At 44.2% G+C, this 18,119-nt stretch carries 19 protein-coding genes; 11 read left to right on the top strand and 8 right to left on the bottom strand.

Annotated features, from left to right (window positions below; genetic code table 11):
• Nucleotides 1-79: 79 nt before the first annotated feature.
• The 3 genes from F9K33_06810 to F9K33_06800 form a co-directional block, all read right to left on the bottom strand.
• Nucleotides 80-1,447, bottom strand: a complete 1,368-nt coding sequence (locus tag F9K33_06810) for a DUF1446 domain-containing protein (protein ID KAB2880017.1) — start codon at nt 1,445-1,447, stop codon at nt 80-82.
• Nucleotides 1,448-1,489: 42 nt separating this feature from the next.
• The gene (locus tag F9K33_06805) at nt 1,490-1,690 is read right to left on the bottom strand and encodes a DUF2997 domain-containing protein (GenBank protein ID KAB2880016.1); all 201 of its coding nucleotides are present in this window, start codon (nt 1,688-1,690) and stop codon (nt 1,490-1,492) included.
• Between the two features lie 72 nt (nt 1,691-1,762).
• On the bottom strand, nt 1,763-2,134 hold the full coding sequence (locus tag F9K33_06800; GenBank protein ID KAB2880015.1) for a DUF1257 domain-containing protein: 372 nt from the start codon (nt 2,132-2,134) through the stop codon (nt 1,763-1,765).
• Between the two features lie 130 nt (nt 2,135-2,264).
• Here F9K33_06800 and F9K33_06795 point away from each other — a divergent pair, with 130 nt between their 5' ends.
• A complete protein-coding gene (locus F9K33_06795) occupies nt 2,265-2,810 on the top strand; it encodes a thermonuclease (protein ID KAB2880014.1) in 546 nt (181 codons plus the stop codon).
• A 51-nt stretch (nt 2,811-2,861) separates the two neighbouring features.
• Here the strand turns inward: F9K33_06795 and F9K33_06790 are convergent, their stop codons facing one another.
• The gene (locus F9K33_06790) at nt 2,862-4,904 is read right to left on the bottom strand and encodes a S9 family peptidase (GenBank protein KAB2880013.1); all 2,043 of its coding nucleotides are present in this window, start codon (nt 4,902-4,904) and stop codon (nt 2,862-2,864) included.
• A 162-nt stretch (nt 4,905-5,066) separates the two neighbouring features.
• Here F9K33_06790 and F9K33_06785 point away from each other — a divergent pair, with 162 nt between their 5' ends.
• A complete protein-coding gene (locus F9K33_06785) occupies nt 5,067-5,921 on the top strand; it encodes a polysaccharide deacetylase family protein (GenBank protein KAB2880012.1) in 855 nt (284 codons plus the stop codon).
• A 30-nt stretch (nt 5,922-5,951) separates the two neighbouring features.
• On the opposite strand, the gene F9K33_06780 is transcribed toward F9K33_06785, so the two are convergent.
• From F9K33_06780 to xseB, 3 genes are read right to left on the bottom strand one after another with little or no spacing between them, the layout of a single operon-like run.
• Complete coding sequence (locus F9K33_06780; GenBank protein KAB2880011.1) at nt 5,952-7,058, bottom strand: GNAT family N-acetyltransferase; 1,107 nt, start codon at nt 7,056-7,058, stop codon at nt 5,952-5,954.
• Nucleotides 7,033-7,365: a hypothetical protein gene (locus tag F9K33_06775; protein ID KAB2880010.1), complete on the bottom strand. Its 333-nt coding sequence runs from the start codon at nt 7,363-7,365 to the stop codon at nt 7,033-7,035. The genes F9K33_06780 and F9K33_06775 overlap by 26 nt, the downstream gene beginning before the upstream one ends.
• A gap of 25 nt (nt 7,366-7,390) precedes the next feature.
• Nucleotides 7,391-7,630, bottom strand: a complete 240-nt coding sequence (xseB, locus tag F9K33_06770; GenBank protein ID KAB2880009.1) for an exodeoxyribonuclease VII small subunit — start codon at nt 7,628-7,630, stop codon at nt 7,391-7,393.
• A 496-nt stretch (nt 7,631-8,126) separates the two neighbouring features.
• Here xseB and umuD point away from each other — a divergent pair, with 496 nt between their 5' ends.
• Together umuD and F9K33_06760 are read left to right on the top strand one after the other, a co-directional pair.
• Entirely contained in the window at nt 8,127-8,564 is a 438-nt protein-coding gene (umuD, locus tag F9K33_06765; protein KAB2880008.1) for a translesion error-prone DNA polymerase V autoproteolytic subunit, read from the top strand.
• Between the two features lie 2 nt (nt 8,565-8,566).
• Nucleotides 8,567-9,847, top strand: a complete 1,281-nt coding sequence (locus tag F9K33_06760; protein ID KAB2880007.1) for a Y-family DNA polymerase — start codon at nt 8,567-8,569, stop codon at nt 9,845-9,847.
• Here the strand turns inward: F9K33_06760 and F9K33_06755 are convergent, their stop codons facing one another.
• A complete protein-coding gene (locus tag F9K33_06755) occupies nt 9,848-10,624 on the bottom strand; it encodes an SDR family NAD(P)-dependent oxidoreductase (GenBank protein KAB2880006.1) in 777 nt (258 codons plus the stop codon). It abuts the gene before it with no gap.
• 181 nt (nt 10,625-10,805) lie between these two features.
• Between F9K33_06755 and amrS the strand changes: the two genes are divergently transcribed.
• The 7 genes from amrS to F9K33_06720 form a co-directional block, all read left to right on the top strand.
• Complete coding sequence (amrS, locus tag F9K33_06750) at nt 10,806-11,792, top strand: AmmeMemoRadiSam system radical SAM enzyme (protein ID KAB2880005.1); 987 nt, start codon at nt 10,806-10,808, stop codon at nt 11,790-11,792.
• Nucleotides 11,793-11,884: 92 nt separating this feature from the next.
• Nucleotides 11,885-13,198: a hypothetical protein gene (locus tag F9K33_06745; protein KAB2880004.1), complete on the top strand. Its 1,314-nt coding sequence runs from the start codon at nt 11,885-11,887 to the stop codon at nt 13,196-13,198.
• A 2-nt stretch (nt 13,199-13,200) separates the two neighbouring features.
• On the top strand, nt 13,201-14,403 hold the full coding sequence (locus F9K33_06740; GenBank protein KAB2880003.1) for a hypothetical protein: 1,203 nt from the start codon (nt 13,201-13,203) through the stop codon (nt 14,401-14,403).
• Between the two features lie 42 nt (nt 14,404-14,445).
• A complete protein-coding gene (locus F9K33_06735; GenBank protein ID KAB2880002.1) occupies nt 14,446-15,684 on the top strand; it encodes a tetratricopeptide repeat protein in 1,239 nt (412 codons plus the stop codon).
• A gap of 217 nt (nt 15,685-15,901) precedes the next feature.
• Nucleotides 15,902-16,684 carry a YjbH domain-containing protein gene (locus F9K33_06730; GenBank protein KAB2880001.1) on the top strand — a complete coding sequence of 261 codons (783 nt, stop codon included), beginning with the start codon at nt 15,902-15,904 and terminating at the stop codon, nt 16,682-16,684.
• 133 nt (nt 16,685-16,817) lie between these two features.
• Nucleotides 16,818-17,750, top strand: a complete 933-nt coding sequence (locus tag F9K33_06725) for a hypothetical protein (protein KAB2880000.1) — start codon at nt 16,818-16,820, stop codon at nt 17,748-17,750.
• A 6-nt stretch (nt 17,751-17,756) separates the two neighbouring features.
• Nucleotides 17,757-18,119 (top strand): hypothetical protein (locus tag F9K33_06720; GenBank protein KAB2879999.1); only part of this gene is annotated, 363 nt, incomplete at its 3' end.

Here is an 18,119-nt window from a genome sequence, read left to right as displayed (position 1 = left end):
AATGTTTTTATCACGGAACAACGAAGACGCAGTGTCTTCAAAAAAATAAATGTCCGCATCGATGCGGCTGAAAGTGTTATTAAACTTCTTCGACGTTCACTGAAGTTTGAATAAGTTTCTTTGGAATGAGCGTCGGAAAGAACGCGACGATTTCCTGCGGTTTCGGACGCCCGCCCGCAAATCCGGTCACGCCCGGAGGCCCGCTCGTGACCAATGGCGCAATTTCTTTTCCGAAACGGTCCACTTTTTTCTGATCTTTATCTTTTACTCCAACACGTAGAACTACTTCATTGATTTGCGAAGGAACCGATACGATGCCTTCATGACAACTATTGATCCCAAGAAATTCTGTATTGGTTTCTTCATACGTCATTCCCGTGCGCGCGAGGCGTTTCCATAACATTTCTCCGCACAGGTTTGCTTTATCATACGCATCCGGCCCGGAAACAGTCAGTTGCCCGGAAGCTTTGTATCCCTTAAGATAACTTGCGCTAACCTTGAAAAATTCAGTCGACGGTTTGCCTTTGACGTCAAAGACTTTTACGCGGTGAGGCCCTGCCTGTTCCAGCCGGATCGATGTAAAATCCGCTATCACATCGGGAGTAATATAATTATTAGGATCGCCCATTTCATACACCAGTTGTTCGGAAACAGTATCCACCGTCACAAGGCCGCCGGTGTTTTCGTGTTTGGTGACGAAGAACGTTCCGTCCGGATGCGCTTCTACTACCGGGTAACCGACGTTCCACAGGTCGGGAACATCGCGCCAACGCGTGAAATTGCCGCCGGTGCATTGCGCGCCGCATTCGATGATATGTCCTGCGACGGTTCCCGCCGCAAGTTTATTCCAATCGTCCCATGCCCAGCCGAATTCATGCACCATCGGCGCCATGGCCAAACCTGTATCTGTGGTGCGTCCGGCAATAATGATTTGCGCGCCTTGCGCCAGCGCGTCGGCCAGAGGTTTTGAACTGATATATACATTCGCACTGAGAATATCATTCCCCTGTTTCATCAGGTCATACAAACTCTCGCCGCTGTCCATGCTATTCATGGTGATTTTCTGCGATTCAAATTCTTTGATACGATCGAGAATATTATCCCCATGGACGACGCCTATCTTGAGGCCTTTGATTCCCAGTTTTTTCGCAACGTTAAAAACCGCCGCACGGCACGCTTCAGGATTCACGCCGCCGGCATTGGCGATAACCTTGATGTTCTTATCCATGATCGTCGGGAGAATACGTTCGATCAATTGAACGAAGTCGGTGGCATAGCCAAGATCAGGTTTTTTTAGTTTCTGTCTCTGCATGATCGACATTGTGACTTCGGCAAGATAGTCCAGCGTCAGATAGTCCAGTTTTCCGCCATTGACCAGCTGAACCGGCGCATCAATACTGTCGCCCCAGAACCCCTGGCCGTTGGCAATGTAAATTTTATCCTTCATTCCTGCTCCATATTAACCGCCGATGCCTAAAGTCGTCATGGGTCATTTCATCTGCGTAATAGTTTTTACTTCCGGTTCTTTTTCGAAGTACTCGGTTGTTTTCTTTGACGCGGTCACGGTACCCAGTTCCTCAAATATTTTAGAAAGGTCTTCACAAGAACCGCCTTTGATACCTTTAATAGTGTATTCGACAGAACCGTCTTTCTTAATAGTAAATTCAATTTCCTGAACATTTTCAGACATCATTATTCCTTTTCAACAAGACACTAATCATCAATCGTCAATCCAAAATCGGAGATCGTAAATCGTAAATTCTTAACTCCATTTCCTCAACACCAGCCTGACCGACTGATCCGTATCGGAAGTTTCTTTCACAAGCTGGAATCCCGCTTTTTTAGCTTCAGTGAGCACTTTATTATATGCGTATTTTTGTGTAAGTTGTTCTATGAACTTCGAGTTCTTTTTTAAAATCATATCATCGCCTGCGAGTTCGAATTCGCCGTTTTTATTTTTAATGAATCCGACAATGCCAAACGGCGTTTTCACGGCGAAATCGACGTCGTACACGCGATGGAGCAGGGTTTTAACTTTTTTAGTTTTAAGCATTTCGCAGTGCATCTGTTTAAGCGCCGAAATCAGAAAAACACGTTCTTTCAGGGTCGTTTGTATGGAAACAAATTTGGACATGATAATCTTTCAATGAGTACAGGAGTAATTATCAAAGAAATTATATAAATTCCGACAGTCATGCAAACTTAATTTATATAAGATTAGAGATGCCGGAAGTGTGTTGGGAAAAAGTTAAAATGAGAGAAGAATGAAGAAAATATTGAAATGGGTATTAATTGCAGTAACAGCCGTTTGCGGAGCCGTGGTTTATTTTCAGCCAGCCGGTATGGAATGGCCATTACAAAAAGCGGAAATGGCACAAATTGTAAAAGTCGTTGACGGCGATACTTTTGAAATACAATACTTGGGGAAGATCGAAAAAGTTCGCCTGATCGGGATCGATACACCTGAGGCGCACGCCAATGCAAAAGCCGTCAAAGATGCGGCGCGAACAGGCGCCGACATCCATGTCCTTGTGGAACAAGGTAACGACGCGAAAAATTTTGTGAAACAGTTTGTTCCAGGCGGAACGCAAGTTCGTGTGGAAGTGGATGTTAATGATCGCGACAAATACGGGCGGTTGCTTGCGTATCTTTTTTTTGAAGACGGACGTATGATCAACGAAGAAATTGTAAAAGCCGGCTATGCAAATCTGATGACGTATCCGCCGAATGTGAGATACAAAGAACGGTTCTTATCGGCTTACCGTTTTGCGCGGGAGAATAAGAAAGGACTGTGGAAAGAGGACAAATAAAAAAACCTGTACGAAGGGTTCGTACAGGTTTACTTTTATTATGCAATACTATTACTGCGCCGGTTTCGCCAGCCATTGATCGAACCACTTATGAACTTCTTGATACCACAGTTGCCCGTTCTGCGGCTTTAAGATCCAGTGGCCTTCATCGGGATAATACAAAAATTTTGAAGGCACGCCTTTGCGCTGCAGCACTTGGAATAAATTGATACCCTCCATCACGGGAACGCGGAAATCAAGTTCGCCGTGAATAACCAGCGTCGGCGTCTTGAAATGTTGCGCGTAATTCATCGGCGACCATTTTTCGAATTGTTCTTTATTATTGCCTTCCCAGTAAGGCCCGCCCATTTCCCATTCTTCGAACCACATTTCTTCCGTACCGCCGTACATATTATATTTGTTCATAATGCCGGAATGCGAAACGAAACATTTAAACCGATCCGTGTGCCCGTTCATCCAATTCATCATGTATCCGCCATAACTGCCGCCGGCCGCGCCGATGCGGTCTTTATCGATGAATTTGTAATTAGCCATGACGTAATCGAGGCCGTTCATAAGATCTTCATAAACTTTGCCGCCCCAGTCTTTATTGATCCCGTCGGTGAATTCCTGCCCGTAACCGGTTGATCCTCGCGGATTGATCATCACTGCAACATATCCCGGCGCCGCAAATAACTGTGGATTCCACCGGTAATGCCAATTATTGCTCCATGCGCCTTGCGGACCGCCGTGAACGAGGAAGACCAACGGGTATTTTTTAGCGGGATCAAATTTAGGCGGTTTGAGTATAAAGCCGTGAACCTTATCTTTTCCCGCGCCTTCGAACCAAAATTCTTCCGGCAAATTCATTTCGATTCCTGCAAGTTTACCTGTGTTTAAGTTTGTAATTTGTTTCGCGTTTTTTCCGTCAAGATCCGTAGTAAGAAGTTCCGCCGGCATATTCATCGTCTGTCGGCGCAGGATTAATTTCCCGTTTCCGACTCCGGATAGTTGATCATAATTCTTATCGGTGAGTTTCTTGGGTGTTCCGCCGCTGGCGCTGATTTGATACACAGGATGGTAGCCCTGATCTTCGGAATCAAAATAAAGCGTCTTGCTGTCTTTTGCCCAGATAACTGCACCAACAGAGCGATCCCATTTTTCGGTAAGGTTGGTCAGTTTGCCGCTCGTGGTCTCGTACAAAACCAGATCCTGTTTATCCGCTTCATATCCGGCGCGCTTCATGGAACGAAACGCAATATATTTTCCATCGGGTGAATACACCGGCTGATTATCAGAACCTAAACTTGTTGAAATCTTTTTTACTTCGCCGCCGCTGACGGGCATCACAAAAATATCATTATTAGTGGACCACGCAATATTCGGTTCCGTATTCATCGTAAAAGCGAGGAATTTACTGTCAGGTGAAAAACAAAAATCGGTACTTCCGCCCAGATCAATCGGCGGGACATCGTAATCGCCTTTCGTCATGTCGGTAGTTTTGCCCGTAGTAACTTCAGCGAGGAATAACTGACTGCGTTTGCCGTTCTTCCATGAATCCCATACGCGGAAAGGGAGTTTGTCAATGGTCTGCGCCTTGACTTTGCTTGATTCTTTGGCTTCATTTTTCAGTGAGTTGCAATCGTCGGTGTCGCAATCGGAATAAACATCGGAGGTAAACGCGATATATTTTCCATCCGGAGACCACACCAGATTATTTCCCGCAGAAACGCCTGTAGAAATATTAGTGACGCGCCGGGGTTCGCCGCCGTCCGGCGCCATCATATAAATTTGATAGCTTCCGCCGCGGTTGGATACAAAAGCGATCATCTTACTGTCCGGCGACCATGTAGGTGCCAGGTCCTTGGAAGGGGACGCCGTCATTTGCTTGATCGTAAGTCCGTCGATGGATTGAATAAAAATATTGGAAACGTACGTGTTGGATTTCAGGTTATACTGTCTAACATTGTACACTATCCATTTTCCGTCGGGGGAAACTGCCGGTGCATCGATCCGTTTCAGATCAATCAGATCTTCATACGTAAAAATCTTTTTCTCCTGGGCATGCACACGGGGTGACACGAATAAAGCGATTATCAATAATACGTGTTTCATAAAGGAGTCCTTTCAAAAATGCAGTATTATAATTCGAAAAAAACGCGTTCAAACTTAGTTAAGTGGTCAGGAAATGTCAAGCAAATCTCCGAGCAAAATGAAACCCATTGACTACGATTCCATTAATATATATTATTTACGAATCATAACACCTGCTTTTTAATGACCCATCATCCGAAAAAATACTTTCTTTTCAGCGTCGACCTGGAAGACGTCAGGCATCGCATGTTCGACGGACACCGTTATGAGGAACGCGTTCCGCCCATGACGGAAAGATATCTGCAGTTTCTCGACCGGAACAAAATGAAAGCAACTTTTTTTATTGTGGGCGATGTGGCAAAAAGATATCCGCAGTTAGTGCGATCGATTGTTCAAGCGGGGCATGAAGTAGGATGCCATACGAATACGCATATTCCTTTGACGCAGCAAACCAGGGAATCATTCCGGGCGGATCTGGATGAAAATATGGAACTATTATTTAATGCCGGTGTAAAGGCGTTGTATGGATTCCGCGCGCCGGTTTTTTCGTTAACAGAAAAGACCGAATGGGCGTACGATGTTTTGATCGAACTCGGATTTACATATTCCAGTTCCGTTTTACCCGCGAAAAATCCCTTGCACGGTTGGGAAAAATTCGGGAGAGATTTCAAGTTGATTCAAAATACGTTGTGGGAATTACCCATCACGTTGTATCCCAAATATTTTTCTCTACCTTGTGCGGGCGGCGTCTATCTTCGCATGCTGCCGTTTTGGATGACCAAAAAAGCTTTTGCGTATTACGGCAACCGGGGCCTGCCGGTGTTGAGTTATTTTCATCCGTACGATATCGACAGCGAAGAGAAGCCGTTCATGTTTCCGGACGCGAATAACAGCCGCATATTCAATCAACTAATGTATATCAACCGGAAAAGCGTTTTGAAGAAGTTAGAAAAAATTATCCGGACGGGATGGGAGATCATTCCTTATCACGACTACGTCATGCAACATTTAGAGGTTAATACAGTCAAGACCATTTAAAATTCATAATTTCGAATTTAGCATTTCTGTTTACAGATCATCCGAATCTATCCACATCAAATGCCACTTTGATTCATCAAACAAAGCCGCGTCGTCCATCGAAGGATCTAGTTTCTTAATGATCAGCGAGAATTCAAACGGCGATTTAAGAAAGCCCATGCGTTTGAGGTTGTAATTCTGCGCCCAACGCTTGCTCATCATAGTGATAATGGCTTCTGCATTATATCTGTCGGCAATATCAACTAACGCACTGTACAAAGCACTCAAACCGTTCTTGTCTTCATTCAAAATCATTAGATCCAGAACCGCGATCGAAGGAATTTCTTTGAGTTCCACAAAACGTGTTATAGCAATTCCGGCAACGTCGCGGTCTTTTCGAATTACTACGAACTTGTATTCCGTTTGCGGTGCGCCGGTTCGCCATGCCAAAAACTCTTTTGTTTTGATCAGAATATTTTGCTGTTGCAATTTCCATTTTTCAAAAAAAGTTTTATACTCCTCCAGCTCAAGAAACTCATTACGAGTGTGAACTACATATGTGTAATCCCGGTTTTTTCTATTCAGCAGACGGAATGTATTATTAGCTATAAACAACCCAACATTAACCAACGGGGCGGCGAAACCAATTTTTTTTGATTTCAAAACGGAGTTTGAGCGTAATAATTTAATGTACATCGGAAGATTAAAAACGATTTTCCAGCCGACCTTGAGGTGGCCGGGAATCACTTCGGGCCGGATCGGGTAACCGGTTGTAAAACCCACACCATTTTTATGTAAGTCATCGGTGGCGTACCGGCCTATGCCGGTGAAAATACCCTTGCCCTGCTTTTTCGGATGCGTCATCACGTCGCACACCATTCCGCAGGCCGTCAGTTGGCCGTCAATCCGGTAGGAATAGGGGATTGCCGCATAGTAGCCTACAAGTTCCTTGTCCGAATATGCAGCATATTCATACGAAAAAGGGGTAGCGGGAAAGCTTTGAAATTTCCAAAAATAATGTTCTTCGGACTCCGAAGATGTACCGACGTTTTCAGGAAACGCGGCGCGAAAGAGAATTCGTTGCTGCGAAAGATCTTCGGTGTGGATAAAGGTTTGGTAAGTGATATTCATGTCAGACGGTAAAATCGTCGTCGACATCAATTTCCATTTCCAGCAAACCCATGCCGTGCGTTTTGCCCTGGGCGTCGGTTTTTAAACTTTCTGTGCCGCCGCCGCCGAGGGAATCGTGCAGAATGAAATTAAGCGCGAGCAAATTAGGCACTTCATACCGGTCGACCTCGCCGCGGCAGATATCTTTAAAATGGCGCTTCACTGCCGCCGTCGTGACTTTAGTACGCAGAAGTTCAAAGTGCTCTTTTTTGAACGCAATAAGACCGACATTGGAACTGTCGCCCTTATCGCCGCTGCGGGCATGTGCAATCTGATTGAGCTTTATTTTTTTCATAATGTTCCGTTAGAGTGTGTAAGAATCATTCTTCGTCTTTGAGTGAAAAGGAGCCGTTTTTGTCTTTGACGAGGATTTTTAATTTTTTTTCGGCCTCGTTTAGTTTGCCGTGGCAAAAATGCACCAATTTCATTCCTTCTTCGAATTTCTGCAGGGTTTCATCTAACGGGGTTTCGCCGCTTTCCAGCGTCCGGACAATATCTTCGAGCTTTTTAAGCGAACGTTCAAACGACTCTGTTTTTTCTGTCTTGGTTTTTTTTGGCATAAGATGTTTTTTTGCTGCAATTATTTTTAATTAAGATAATCATCGGATGTTACTTTTTCAATCATTAAAAAATGTGCTTATCGGGTTTACTCACATACGTCATGGTGAGCCCTTCGGCGGGGCTCAAGACAAGCTTGTCGAACCATGACCAAGTTTAGTAAAATCAGTCTTCGACTTTGCTCAGACTGAAGTGTTCTCTTCCATTTGTGAGCCAACCCGATAAGCGCGTTAAAAATAGATATGCTAATGACTATCTGAAAAACATCAGCCTGCGAAACACACAAAATAACACGAAAGAAGCGCAAGAAAAAAACCCCAGTCATTAACAAGAAAAGCGTTTAATCAAACGCTTAAAATACCTTCCCAAAGGAATTCCGTGTCTTTTCGCGTGTTTCGTGGGGAACTAATCATTCGCATTAGATATCTAATGTCGACGAAAGCTACCGTTGCATTTTGCAAAAATTGAAGATATTATTCAAGAAAACGGAATATCCGCATGTCTAAAAAATTGACCGTCACGCACATTGTTTCTTACGACGAAGGGACGGAACAGAAATTTCCTATGTACGGAAATAAACTCTCCGCCGGTTTTCCTTCGCCGGCGGACGACTTTCTCGATAAAAAGATCGACCTTAACGAGCATCTTATCAAACATCCCGCTGCGACGTTTTTTATTCGCGTCGAGGGAGACTCGATGATTCATGCCGGGATTTTTTCCGGTGACACACTCATCGTGGACCGTTCCCTCCAGGCGGCGAATGGTAAAGTGGTGGTTGCGGTACTGAACGGAGAGTTTCTTGTAAAACGGCTGAAAAAGATCAGAAACAAAATTTTTCTCGAAGCTGAAAACCCAAAATATGATCCTATCGAGATCACGGAATCCACGCCGTTTGAGATCTGGGGTGTTGTGACTACGGTGATTCATCCTCTATAACCATGGCAGCAACTGACCACATTTTTGCATTGATCGATTGTAATAATTTTTACGCTTCCTGTGAACGTATTTTTAATCCTGCATTGGAAAAAAAACCGGTGGTCGTTTTGTCCAATAACGACGGATGCATCATTTCGCGCTCCAATGAGGCCAAAGCGCTCGGCATACCCATGGGCGCGCCGCTTTTTGAAATGCAGGCGCTGATAAAAAAACAGGAAGTGAAAGTACTTTCCTCCAATTACGCCCTATACGGCGATATGTCCCAACGCGTCATGGCCACGTTGATGGAGTTTTCACCGGACATAGAAATTTATTCCATCGACGAAGCTTTTCTATCGCTCAATGGGTTTGAACATAAAAATCTGACCGATTATGCCAAGACTATTCGCGCGACAGTTAAACAACGTACGGGCATCCCTGTATCCATAGGTATTGGCGCCACTAAGACACTGGCAAAAGTTGCAAACAAAACGGCTAAAAAAAATTCGGCTTTGCAGAGTGTGTTTGATCTTGTGAATTATCCCTCCGTAGATGAAGTTTTAGAAAAAATGCAGGTGGAAAATGTATGGGGCATCGGACGAAGTTTATCCAAGATGCTCAACAGGCACGGCGTGTTGAATGCATTGCAGTTAAAAAATTTACCCGACACATGGATTCGTAAGAACATGACTGTAGTCGGACACAGGCTGGTGTGGGAGTTGCGGGGCATTTCCTGCCTCCCGTTGGATATGGTCGTTCCGCCAAAAAAAGGAATCATGTGTTCGCGCTCGTTCGGTAAGCCGGTGACGAAACTCGATGGATTGAAAGAGGCGCTCTCAACATATACCACACGTGCTGCAGAAAAACTGCGAGCGCAAAACTCTCTCGCCGGCCTGATCATGGTGTATATCACGACCAATCCATTTAATGATATGCCGTATTACAGTAATGCCGTGACATTCAGTTTACCATTTCCTTCGGCCAATACGGCCGTGCTGATCCGCCATGCGCATCAAATCATGGAAAAGATATATAAAGACGGCTACGCGTATAAGAAAACGGGCGTTTTTCTTTCGGGGATCGTTCCGGATAATCAAATGCAAAGAGACATGTTTGTAAAGGAACCCGATCTTGTGCGTGAAAAAAAATTACTGCGTGCGGTCGATGCGATCAATTATCAGTTCGGTTCTGATACCATTCAATACGCGTCTTCCGGTATGATCAAGCCTTGGCGAATGAAGCAAGCCTATCGCAGTCCGCGGTTTACCACCAGGTGGGATGAGATTTTAACGGTGAAGATATAATTACTTCTTCCCCCGGTACACCATAGTTGTAGATGCCTGCGCTTTCGGCATGACGATAACCTCGTTAATATTCACATGCGCGGGACGTGAAGCGATAAAAATAATGATATCGGCGATATCCGCTCCGACTAGCGGCTGGATATTTTCATAAGGTTTCTTTGCTTTTTCAGTATCCCCTTTAAAACGCACAATCCCGAAATCCGTTTCCACTAAACCTGGGTCTACCGTGCTCACGCGAACCGCCGTCTCAATCAGATCCATGCGCATAGCTTTGGTGAGCGCATCCACGGCGTGTTTGGTTGCGCAGTACACATTGCCGCCGGGATACACCTCATGGCCTGCAGCAGAACCTAAATTGATCACATGTCCGCTATTTCGTTTGACCATTCCGGGAATGACGGCTCGGCTGACGTAGAGTAATCCTTTGATATTCGTGTCGATCATTTCTTCCCAGTCTTCGATACGGGCTTCGTGAATTTTATCCACTCCGCGCCCAAGGCCGGCATTGTTAATGAGTATATCAATTTCCGACCATGCGGCCGGCAAACTATCGATGGTTTTTTGGACGTCTTTTTGGCGCGTGACATCAAGTGACATGCACAAAGACTCCGTGTTAAATTTTTCTTTCAACGATTTGGCAAGCATATCCAGTTTATCTTTTCGCCGTGCCGTGAGAATGAGCCGGACGCCCAGCTCCGCAAAAGCGATGGCCGTGGCTTCGCCGATACCCGCGCTTGCGCCGGTGATCAATACGGTTTTCTTTTTAAGGGATTCCATAAGATCCTTTCTCCTTCAGTTTTAAATCGCGCCAATCTAAAAAAAAATAACGGTTGATACAAGAGAGGAGTGCTTGTTAAACGAAAATTAGCGTATGAATTTCTCCGCGTTTTAAAGGTTGCTTTTTTTGGGTAATGTGGATATATTCGCCCTTGACGAAAAAACCTATTTTTTGGATATAATGATGGTTGAAGCAAAATTTTATAGAGTCGAGGCCGACCACGTGGTCTGCGAACTTTGTCCGCGCGCATGCAAATTAAAAAACGGCGAAGAAGGCGACTGCTGGGGCTACACCAACGTAGACGGTAAACTCTATGCGACCAGTTACGGCCGGATCGTGACCGCGGTCTACGACCCGATGGAAAAGAAGCCTTTCTTTCATTATTATCCCAACTCTACCGTTCTGTCCGTTGCGGCCAACGGCTGTAATATGCGCTGCCAGTTCTGTCAGAATCATGAAATTTCACTTGAGCGAAAAGAACACAAAGAAATTTCTCTTCAAACGCTCCTGGATTATTCCGGTAAAAGCCACTCCATTGGCGTTGCATATAGTTTTACGGAACCGCTGACTTGGTTTGAATTTCTGCTGGACGCCACACGTAAACTTAAAGGCATCGGCCAGAAGAATATTTTGATTTCTAATGGTTATGCGAATGAAAAACCGTTTACGGAAATATTGCCGTATATCGACGGAATAAATATCAGCGTCAAATCCATGCGCCAGGAAGTATATGATAAATACGTCGAAGGTAATCTGGATGTGGTTCTGAATTCCATCAAGTTGGCCAACGACGAAACGCATTTGGAACTGACCTATCTGATGATTCCCGGTGAAAGCGACAGCGAAAAAAAAGTCGGCGATTTTGTAGATTTTGTAGCGGGCGTCGGCAAAGATATTCCCGTGCATTTTAAGCGGTTTTTTCCGCATCACAAGATGAGTCATTTTGCAATGACGCCGAACGAAAGCATGGTCAAGGCGTATAAGATAGCAAGTCAGAAATTAAATTATACTTACCTGACCGACACAGATATTGACGGCGTGTCGGATACATTTTGTCCAAATTGCAAACGTCTGATCATCAAACGCAGGGACTATCAAGCCAATTTGGGAGGCATGCGCGGCCCTAACTGCAAGTTCTGCGGCCATCGAATTAATATTAAGTTTTAAATTTACCTCCACGGCGCACGTGATATTCTTTGCCCGTAAGGAATACGAACAAGATAAGGAGATTTTGGTTTTTGAACATACACGGATTTTTCATGAATGCGCATACGCGTTCTTTTGAGGCCTTCATAACAATTTTTTTAATTGTTCTTTTCAGTATTACGGGATGCGAGGATGACGGCGCCAATGCGATTGGGCTGGCCGGAATTGATACCGGAGAATTAGCGGGCAATATCCGGACTGATACTTTGTACGTTGATGATATTGTGCGCGACACGTCTTTTATGGATTCGACCGGTACAAGCGCATCCGACAGATTGTATTTAGGATCAATTGATAATTACGATTTCAGCATCGCCATGCGTTTTACTATGCCGGCGGAAATTGAAAGCGTTATCGTCACCAGCGCAAAACTGCAATTTATTACTTCTGCTTCTTACGGGCCGGCCGGCACATTTACGGCGAACGTTCGCACCATAAAAAAAGTTTGGACGTCTGACGACCTCAAATGGAATCGACTCACGGGCGCAGGAGATAATGGCGACATTATCGCTCAGGCCACGATAACGAATACACCGACGAGCGGTACTTTCATTACGATCAATATGCCCCGCGATACCGTTCAAAATTGGGTCTGGGCAATTAACGATACCAACCGTTCTAAAATTAATAACGGGATTATCATCGAATTTTCAGGAGCCAACTTCGTTCAGCAATTCTATGGAGCAAATGTATTAACCTCGTTAGGTTCTTTAGACACGAATGCTGTGCCGAGACTGGACGTAACATATCAAAAATTTGATCCAAAAACGCAGACGAATACCGTGGATCATATTCCAGTCATTCCCGTTAATTTATCCAGCGGGATTTATAATCAGGGATATAGCGGATATATTTTCCAGGACCGTGCGCCACAGCCGCCAAATACGCTTACCGTGGGAGGCGGATTGCCCTATCATTCTATAATACAATTCAGTACGGCAAAAATACCGACGAACGCGACGATCAATCTCGCAACACTTGTAATGAAATTGGATCCGGTGTACAATTATCAGTTTAGTACGGGAGATTCGCTTCTGCTACAGGCTTTGCGTGTGCAAAGTTCCGACTGGGTCTCAGGGACGCTCGTGCCCCAGAGAATTGACGTGTTGTATATCGATCCGCTGTCGCGTTTCCGCGGCAGACTTACCGACAATCTTGAGGACGATTCTTTGAAGTTTAATATTACGCGGCAAATGCAGGACTGGGTGACTTTTCCTTCGCAAAACTACGGTTTACAGATTTCACATGGAGATGAAGTGAGAGGGAATTTCAGAAAACTGTATCGTGCAAGATTTCTTAATAATCCATTGGATCGCGAACATTCTTCGAAAATAATAATTTATTACACTTTGCCTCCGGAAAATTAATTATGCCGATACGATTTAGATTTTTTTTGTTTTTTCTCATTGCCCTTTATCCAGCGTCATTGTATGCTGGCGGATCTTCCTATTCCTATTCCAGCTATGGGCTGGTCGAATTTCGCCCGAATATCCGCGCGCTCGGAATGGGCGGAGTTAATATTGCCGTGCCCAGCGGTTATACGATCAACTATAATAATCCGGCCGGGCTGATCGGATTGCGGATGACGAGATTTGAAGGCAGTTTTTATTATGAGGGCGTTAAGGTGAGTAATTCATCCCAATCGGCTTTCTCAAATTCCGTCAACCTGAACCACATTGCGTTTGCTATTCCGTTTGGAAAAAATGTTGCAGCCGCATTCAGCCTTGCCCGGTATGCGAAAGTGGAATATAATTACAAATCATTTTCTTCTTTTGAAGGAACGGATTACACGGAAAAATTTATCGGCGACGGCGGGATACGTCAATTAGCCTTTACCGTTGCGGGGAAAGTTCACCCGCAGTGGACGGTGGGTATTTCCGCACAATATTTACTGGGTTCCGTACAGCGCAATTGGCAAGTAGCTTGGGATTCTCCGGATTTTTCAAATACAAACGACAGCCGCACAGAAAATTTTGCGGGTTTACGTTGGGTCGCCGGAGGAATATATGAATACCAAAAGTATCACTTCGGCGCTTATGTTGCATTCGGCAGCGATATGACAAAAAAAGTTCTACAAATAGACGCGCTCGGCGACACGACCTTTCAAAGCTACGGACAAGCGGTTTCACCATTTGAAATTGGGCTGGGCGGCACGTATGAATTAAATACAAGATATATAGTAGGGATGGACATGGTTTATTCCGGATGGAACGGGGTTAAAGCGTTCGGAAATACCCAAGATAACAGAAATACGATACGGGTTTCACTCGGAGCAGAGCGGTCACCTTCCGAAGCAATCTCAGCAAGTTATTTTGATAAATGGCACTACCGCGGCGGTTTTTATTTTCAGAATATGTACGCCAGTAGCGCAGGCGGAAAATTTGCCAACGAGTATTTTTTGACGACCGGATTTGGAATGCCGTTCAACAAAGGAAGAAATGTTTTTGATGTAACGTTTGAGTTAGGACTAAGAGGAACCGTATCAACAAACGCAGTAAGCGACAGAATTTTTAGAATCAATTTTTCTGTTTCCGGCGGAGAGCGCTGGTTTCAGAATCGTCAACGAAGATAATACGTTTCATATGTGTTACTGAGATAAGGAAGGAAGGCTACCATGAACATAAGAAGTAAAGTATTGAGCATCACTCTGATTTTGATGCTTGCGCAGGCCGGTTATACGCAAAGCGCTCAGGATGGGTCTGCGGAATTCGAATGCTTAAAGACCTGGAGTACCGGAAGTGAATATTGGAAGAATATGGAATACCCCAACGCGATACCGTATTTTTGGAAAGCCATGGATTGCGACAATGCGCTGCATCCCAAAGACAGTTTGAAATTTACCAGCGTATACGAAAAACTGGCAGATAGTTATTATCAGATCAAAAAATTTGACAGTGCAATCTATGTGCGGAAGAAAGGATATGCGTTCTTAAACGTTCCAGAACACGTTTACGCGATCGGTGAAATTTATCATCACGGGATGCTGAATTTTGACTCAGCCGCTTATTATTACCGTAAATATTACGAGATTTCAGGAAATCTGGAGGAACTCAAACGTATCGCCGGCATGTGGATGGAAGCGGCGAAGTATAAAGAAGCGGTCATAGTGTATGACGAATTTCTGGATAAAGATACAAAAGATGAAGCGACGTGGGTTTACGTTTTGGATCCGTTGAAGAGATCGTATATCAAAGTTGTGGGTAAGGATAAGTGGCTGGAAAGATGCAAGAGATACACGGAACTTTTTCCGAAAGGCCCCAAAGATTTTTATATAAGCGACCTTCTGGACGTGCAACTCCAACAAGGGGATTACGATGGTGCGATCTCGAATGCATTGGAAATCCTGCAAAAAGATCCCAATAGTAAGAGCGCATTGGTCAAATTAGGCGAAGCCTATGATGCAAAGATTCAACATAAGGAAGCGATAGATGCTTATGAGCGCGCATACAAATTGGATGATAAAGATGCAGATTTGATTTGTAAATTAGCGCGCGTATATCTGGACGCAGGAAACCGTCCTAAAACGTGGAGCCTTTCTCTCAAGGCGATGGAAATAAAAAAATTCGGGCAACCGTATTTCCTCATCGGCCTGGCAATTATTGACGGCATTAAAATTTGTTCAGGCAACGTGCTGACCATCGAAGCGAAAGAAGCGAATATGGTGGCTTTGAAATATTTTGATCAGGCATCCGGTTTTCCTGATACAGAAAAAAATGCGAAATCGTACGCATCTGTTTGCCGCCAAAACGGCGTGACGAAATCGGACAGTTTCATGGGCAGTCTTGGCAAGCTCCAGTCGGCATCGTGCTACAGCTGGATGCTTGACAGGGATTACGTTAATCCGTATAAATAATTCTCTGTTTAAATTCGACCCAAGCCTTCGGTATCGTTGTAGCAAGACAATTGTACCGAAGGCTTTTTCATTGTACGAAACGCAAGGTGATTAAAAAAATAGCTTTTCATTTTAGTTTTTTTGTATATTTAAACGGGTTTACACTGAACTCTTGAAACGGATATACCAACAATCATATAATAATAAGTACACACATCACTCTATCAAGGAGGGTATCTTGAAACGATTTATCATTTTTTCATGTCTTGCGCTCGCCATGGGCATCCAAAGTTTTGCGCAAGAGAATGTGACACAGCAAAAACGAAGTTTGGTGAACGTGCCAACCGCCGGTGTTCTTCAAAAAGGCCAATATGACGTTGGGATGCGTTTGTTTGACAACGGCGGTGTGCTGACCAGTATTGGTGTGGGCATTACCGATCGGTTTATGTTCGGCATTGCCTTCGGCGGAGAGAATATTATCGGTTCGGGCAAAGTTAAATTCAATCCTCTGCCGGGTGTAGAGGCGCGATATCGAATGATCGATGAAAGTACACCGGGTCCCGCAGTCACAGTCGGCTTTGATAATCAGGGTTTTGGGCCGTTTATTAAAAAAGTTGGTGTAGATTCTGCCTCGCAAAAAGTGAATCGATATACGCAAAAATCACGCGGACTTTTTGTTGTTGCAAGTAAGAACTATGCATTCATGGGTAATCTCGGTTTCCATGGAGGAATTAGTTGGTCGGTCACGGAGAAGAAAGATAAAGATGACGGGCCGGCATTTTTCATCGGAATGGACAAAAGTCTTAATGATGAATTATCCTTCGTCGGAGAATACGATTTGGCACTAAATGATAACAAAGGTTTGATAGGAAATAAACGCGGTTATCTTAATATGGGCGTAAAGTTTAATTTCGGCAACCGTGTCATGATCGACTTCATTATGACGGATATGCTTAATAATTCAAAAAGTTTCGGGAAATTCTCAAGAGAACTCCGGTTGTCTTTGGTTACCACATTTTAATAGAATTTTCTAAGAACCACTATTTGTCAAAAAAATAAAACAAATTTGTTGACAAACCTGAATTATTAATGTATATTAATTGTGTCAGGAGTCATGTTGTTTTTTGGCCTTCTAGAAAGGAAGAGGTGGTTTTATGAAAACAATCACAGTAATCAAAGGCGGCGCTGCACTTATTGCCTTTATATTTTTTACGTTTTTTTTGTCGAGCTGCTACACTGTCCTGAAACAATCCGGGGAGTATTATTCGGAGTTTGACCAGGAACCATCCGATAAATCCAAAGAAACCAATGCAGATATTATCCAATCGGATAGTCTGGATGCCGAAGACGATTCTGCTTCGGATCAAGATGAATATGCCGAAACGGTTGTCATTAATAGGTATTATTATGATTCGCCATGGTGGGCTGGTTACCGCTACGGGTATCCGGGAAGCTACTGGAGTGTCAGCCTAGGCTATACATGGTATCCGGCGGGGTATTATTATCCCTACGACTATTATTATTGGGGAGGCTGCTATTATCCTTCTTATCCGGGCTATTATCCATATTATTCAGACCCATGGTATTCTCCAGGAACTTCCTATACCGCTTACTCGTCACGCAGAAATTACGGTCTGCGCCATGATGCGCTGAATACAACCGGATCGGGACAGAACAGGATAAACGCGATTAACTCTACAGCCGTTATTTCACAAAGACAATACCGTTCCGGAACCACCGCAAAATCCGATATGACTGCGGTCTCGAAAAACAAAAAAGAAGCAAAAGCGACAAAGAAAAACCGCAGGCGATTTAACACCAATTCAGCAACAACGGCATCCAAGCCTGTAGAAAAGAAAACAGGAAATTCCGGCCAGCGTAATTACAGAGAAGTAGACGTTCCTAAGAACAATAATAAAACGTTTCAGCAGGGTTTTGAAAGCGTTAAGACTCATTTTTCGCGGAATGAATATCAATCTTCAAGAACTTTCAATTCCAATGAATCTTCTGACAGAAGAAGTGCATCCCGTTCATCCGGTGAACGCTCCAGTTCGCCCAATGTGAACAGCCGTACCTACAAGAAGTAGGCAGCCATGTTCAGGAAACTACATTTGCTGGATACGGCGTTCTTATTATTTAGTATCAGTATGATCAGTGGTTGTTATACAGTCGTATGGCACCAAAAAAACATAATGCTGCCATCGGAAGAACAAACCGGTTCAGAGCCGGAATACTATTCACATTCTATCGATATTTCCAATCAAAATTCCTGCATATCTTGTCACGTGAATAATTTGGACTATAATGAATTTGGCGCGACGGATAGCCCTTTTGGAGCGTCATCGCTCTGGGTTTATTATTATAATTCCAATATACCGTGGTGGATTTCGCATGCGCAGAATGATGATGAATCGGCAGAAGAGAACAGCTCAGAGCTGGGTGATACGGGGATGCGG

The organism is bacterium, assembly GCA_008933615.1.
Taxonomy (GTDB): domain Bacteria; phylum CLD3; class CLD3; order SB21; family SB21; genus SB21.
Note: the sequence above shows the minus strand (reverse complement) of the source record. Positions and strands in the feature narration are given on the sequence as shown.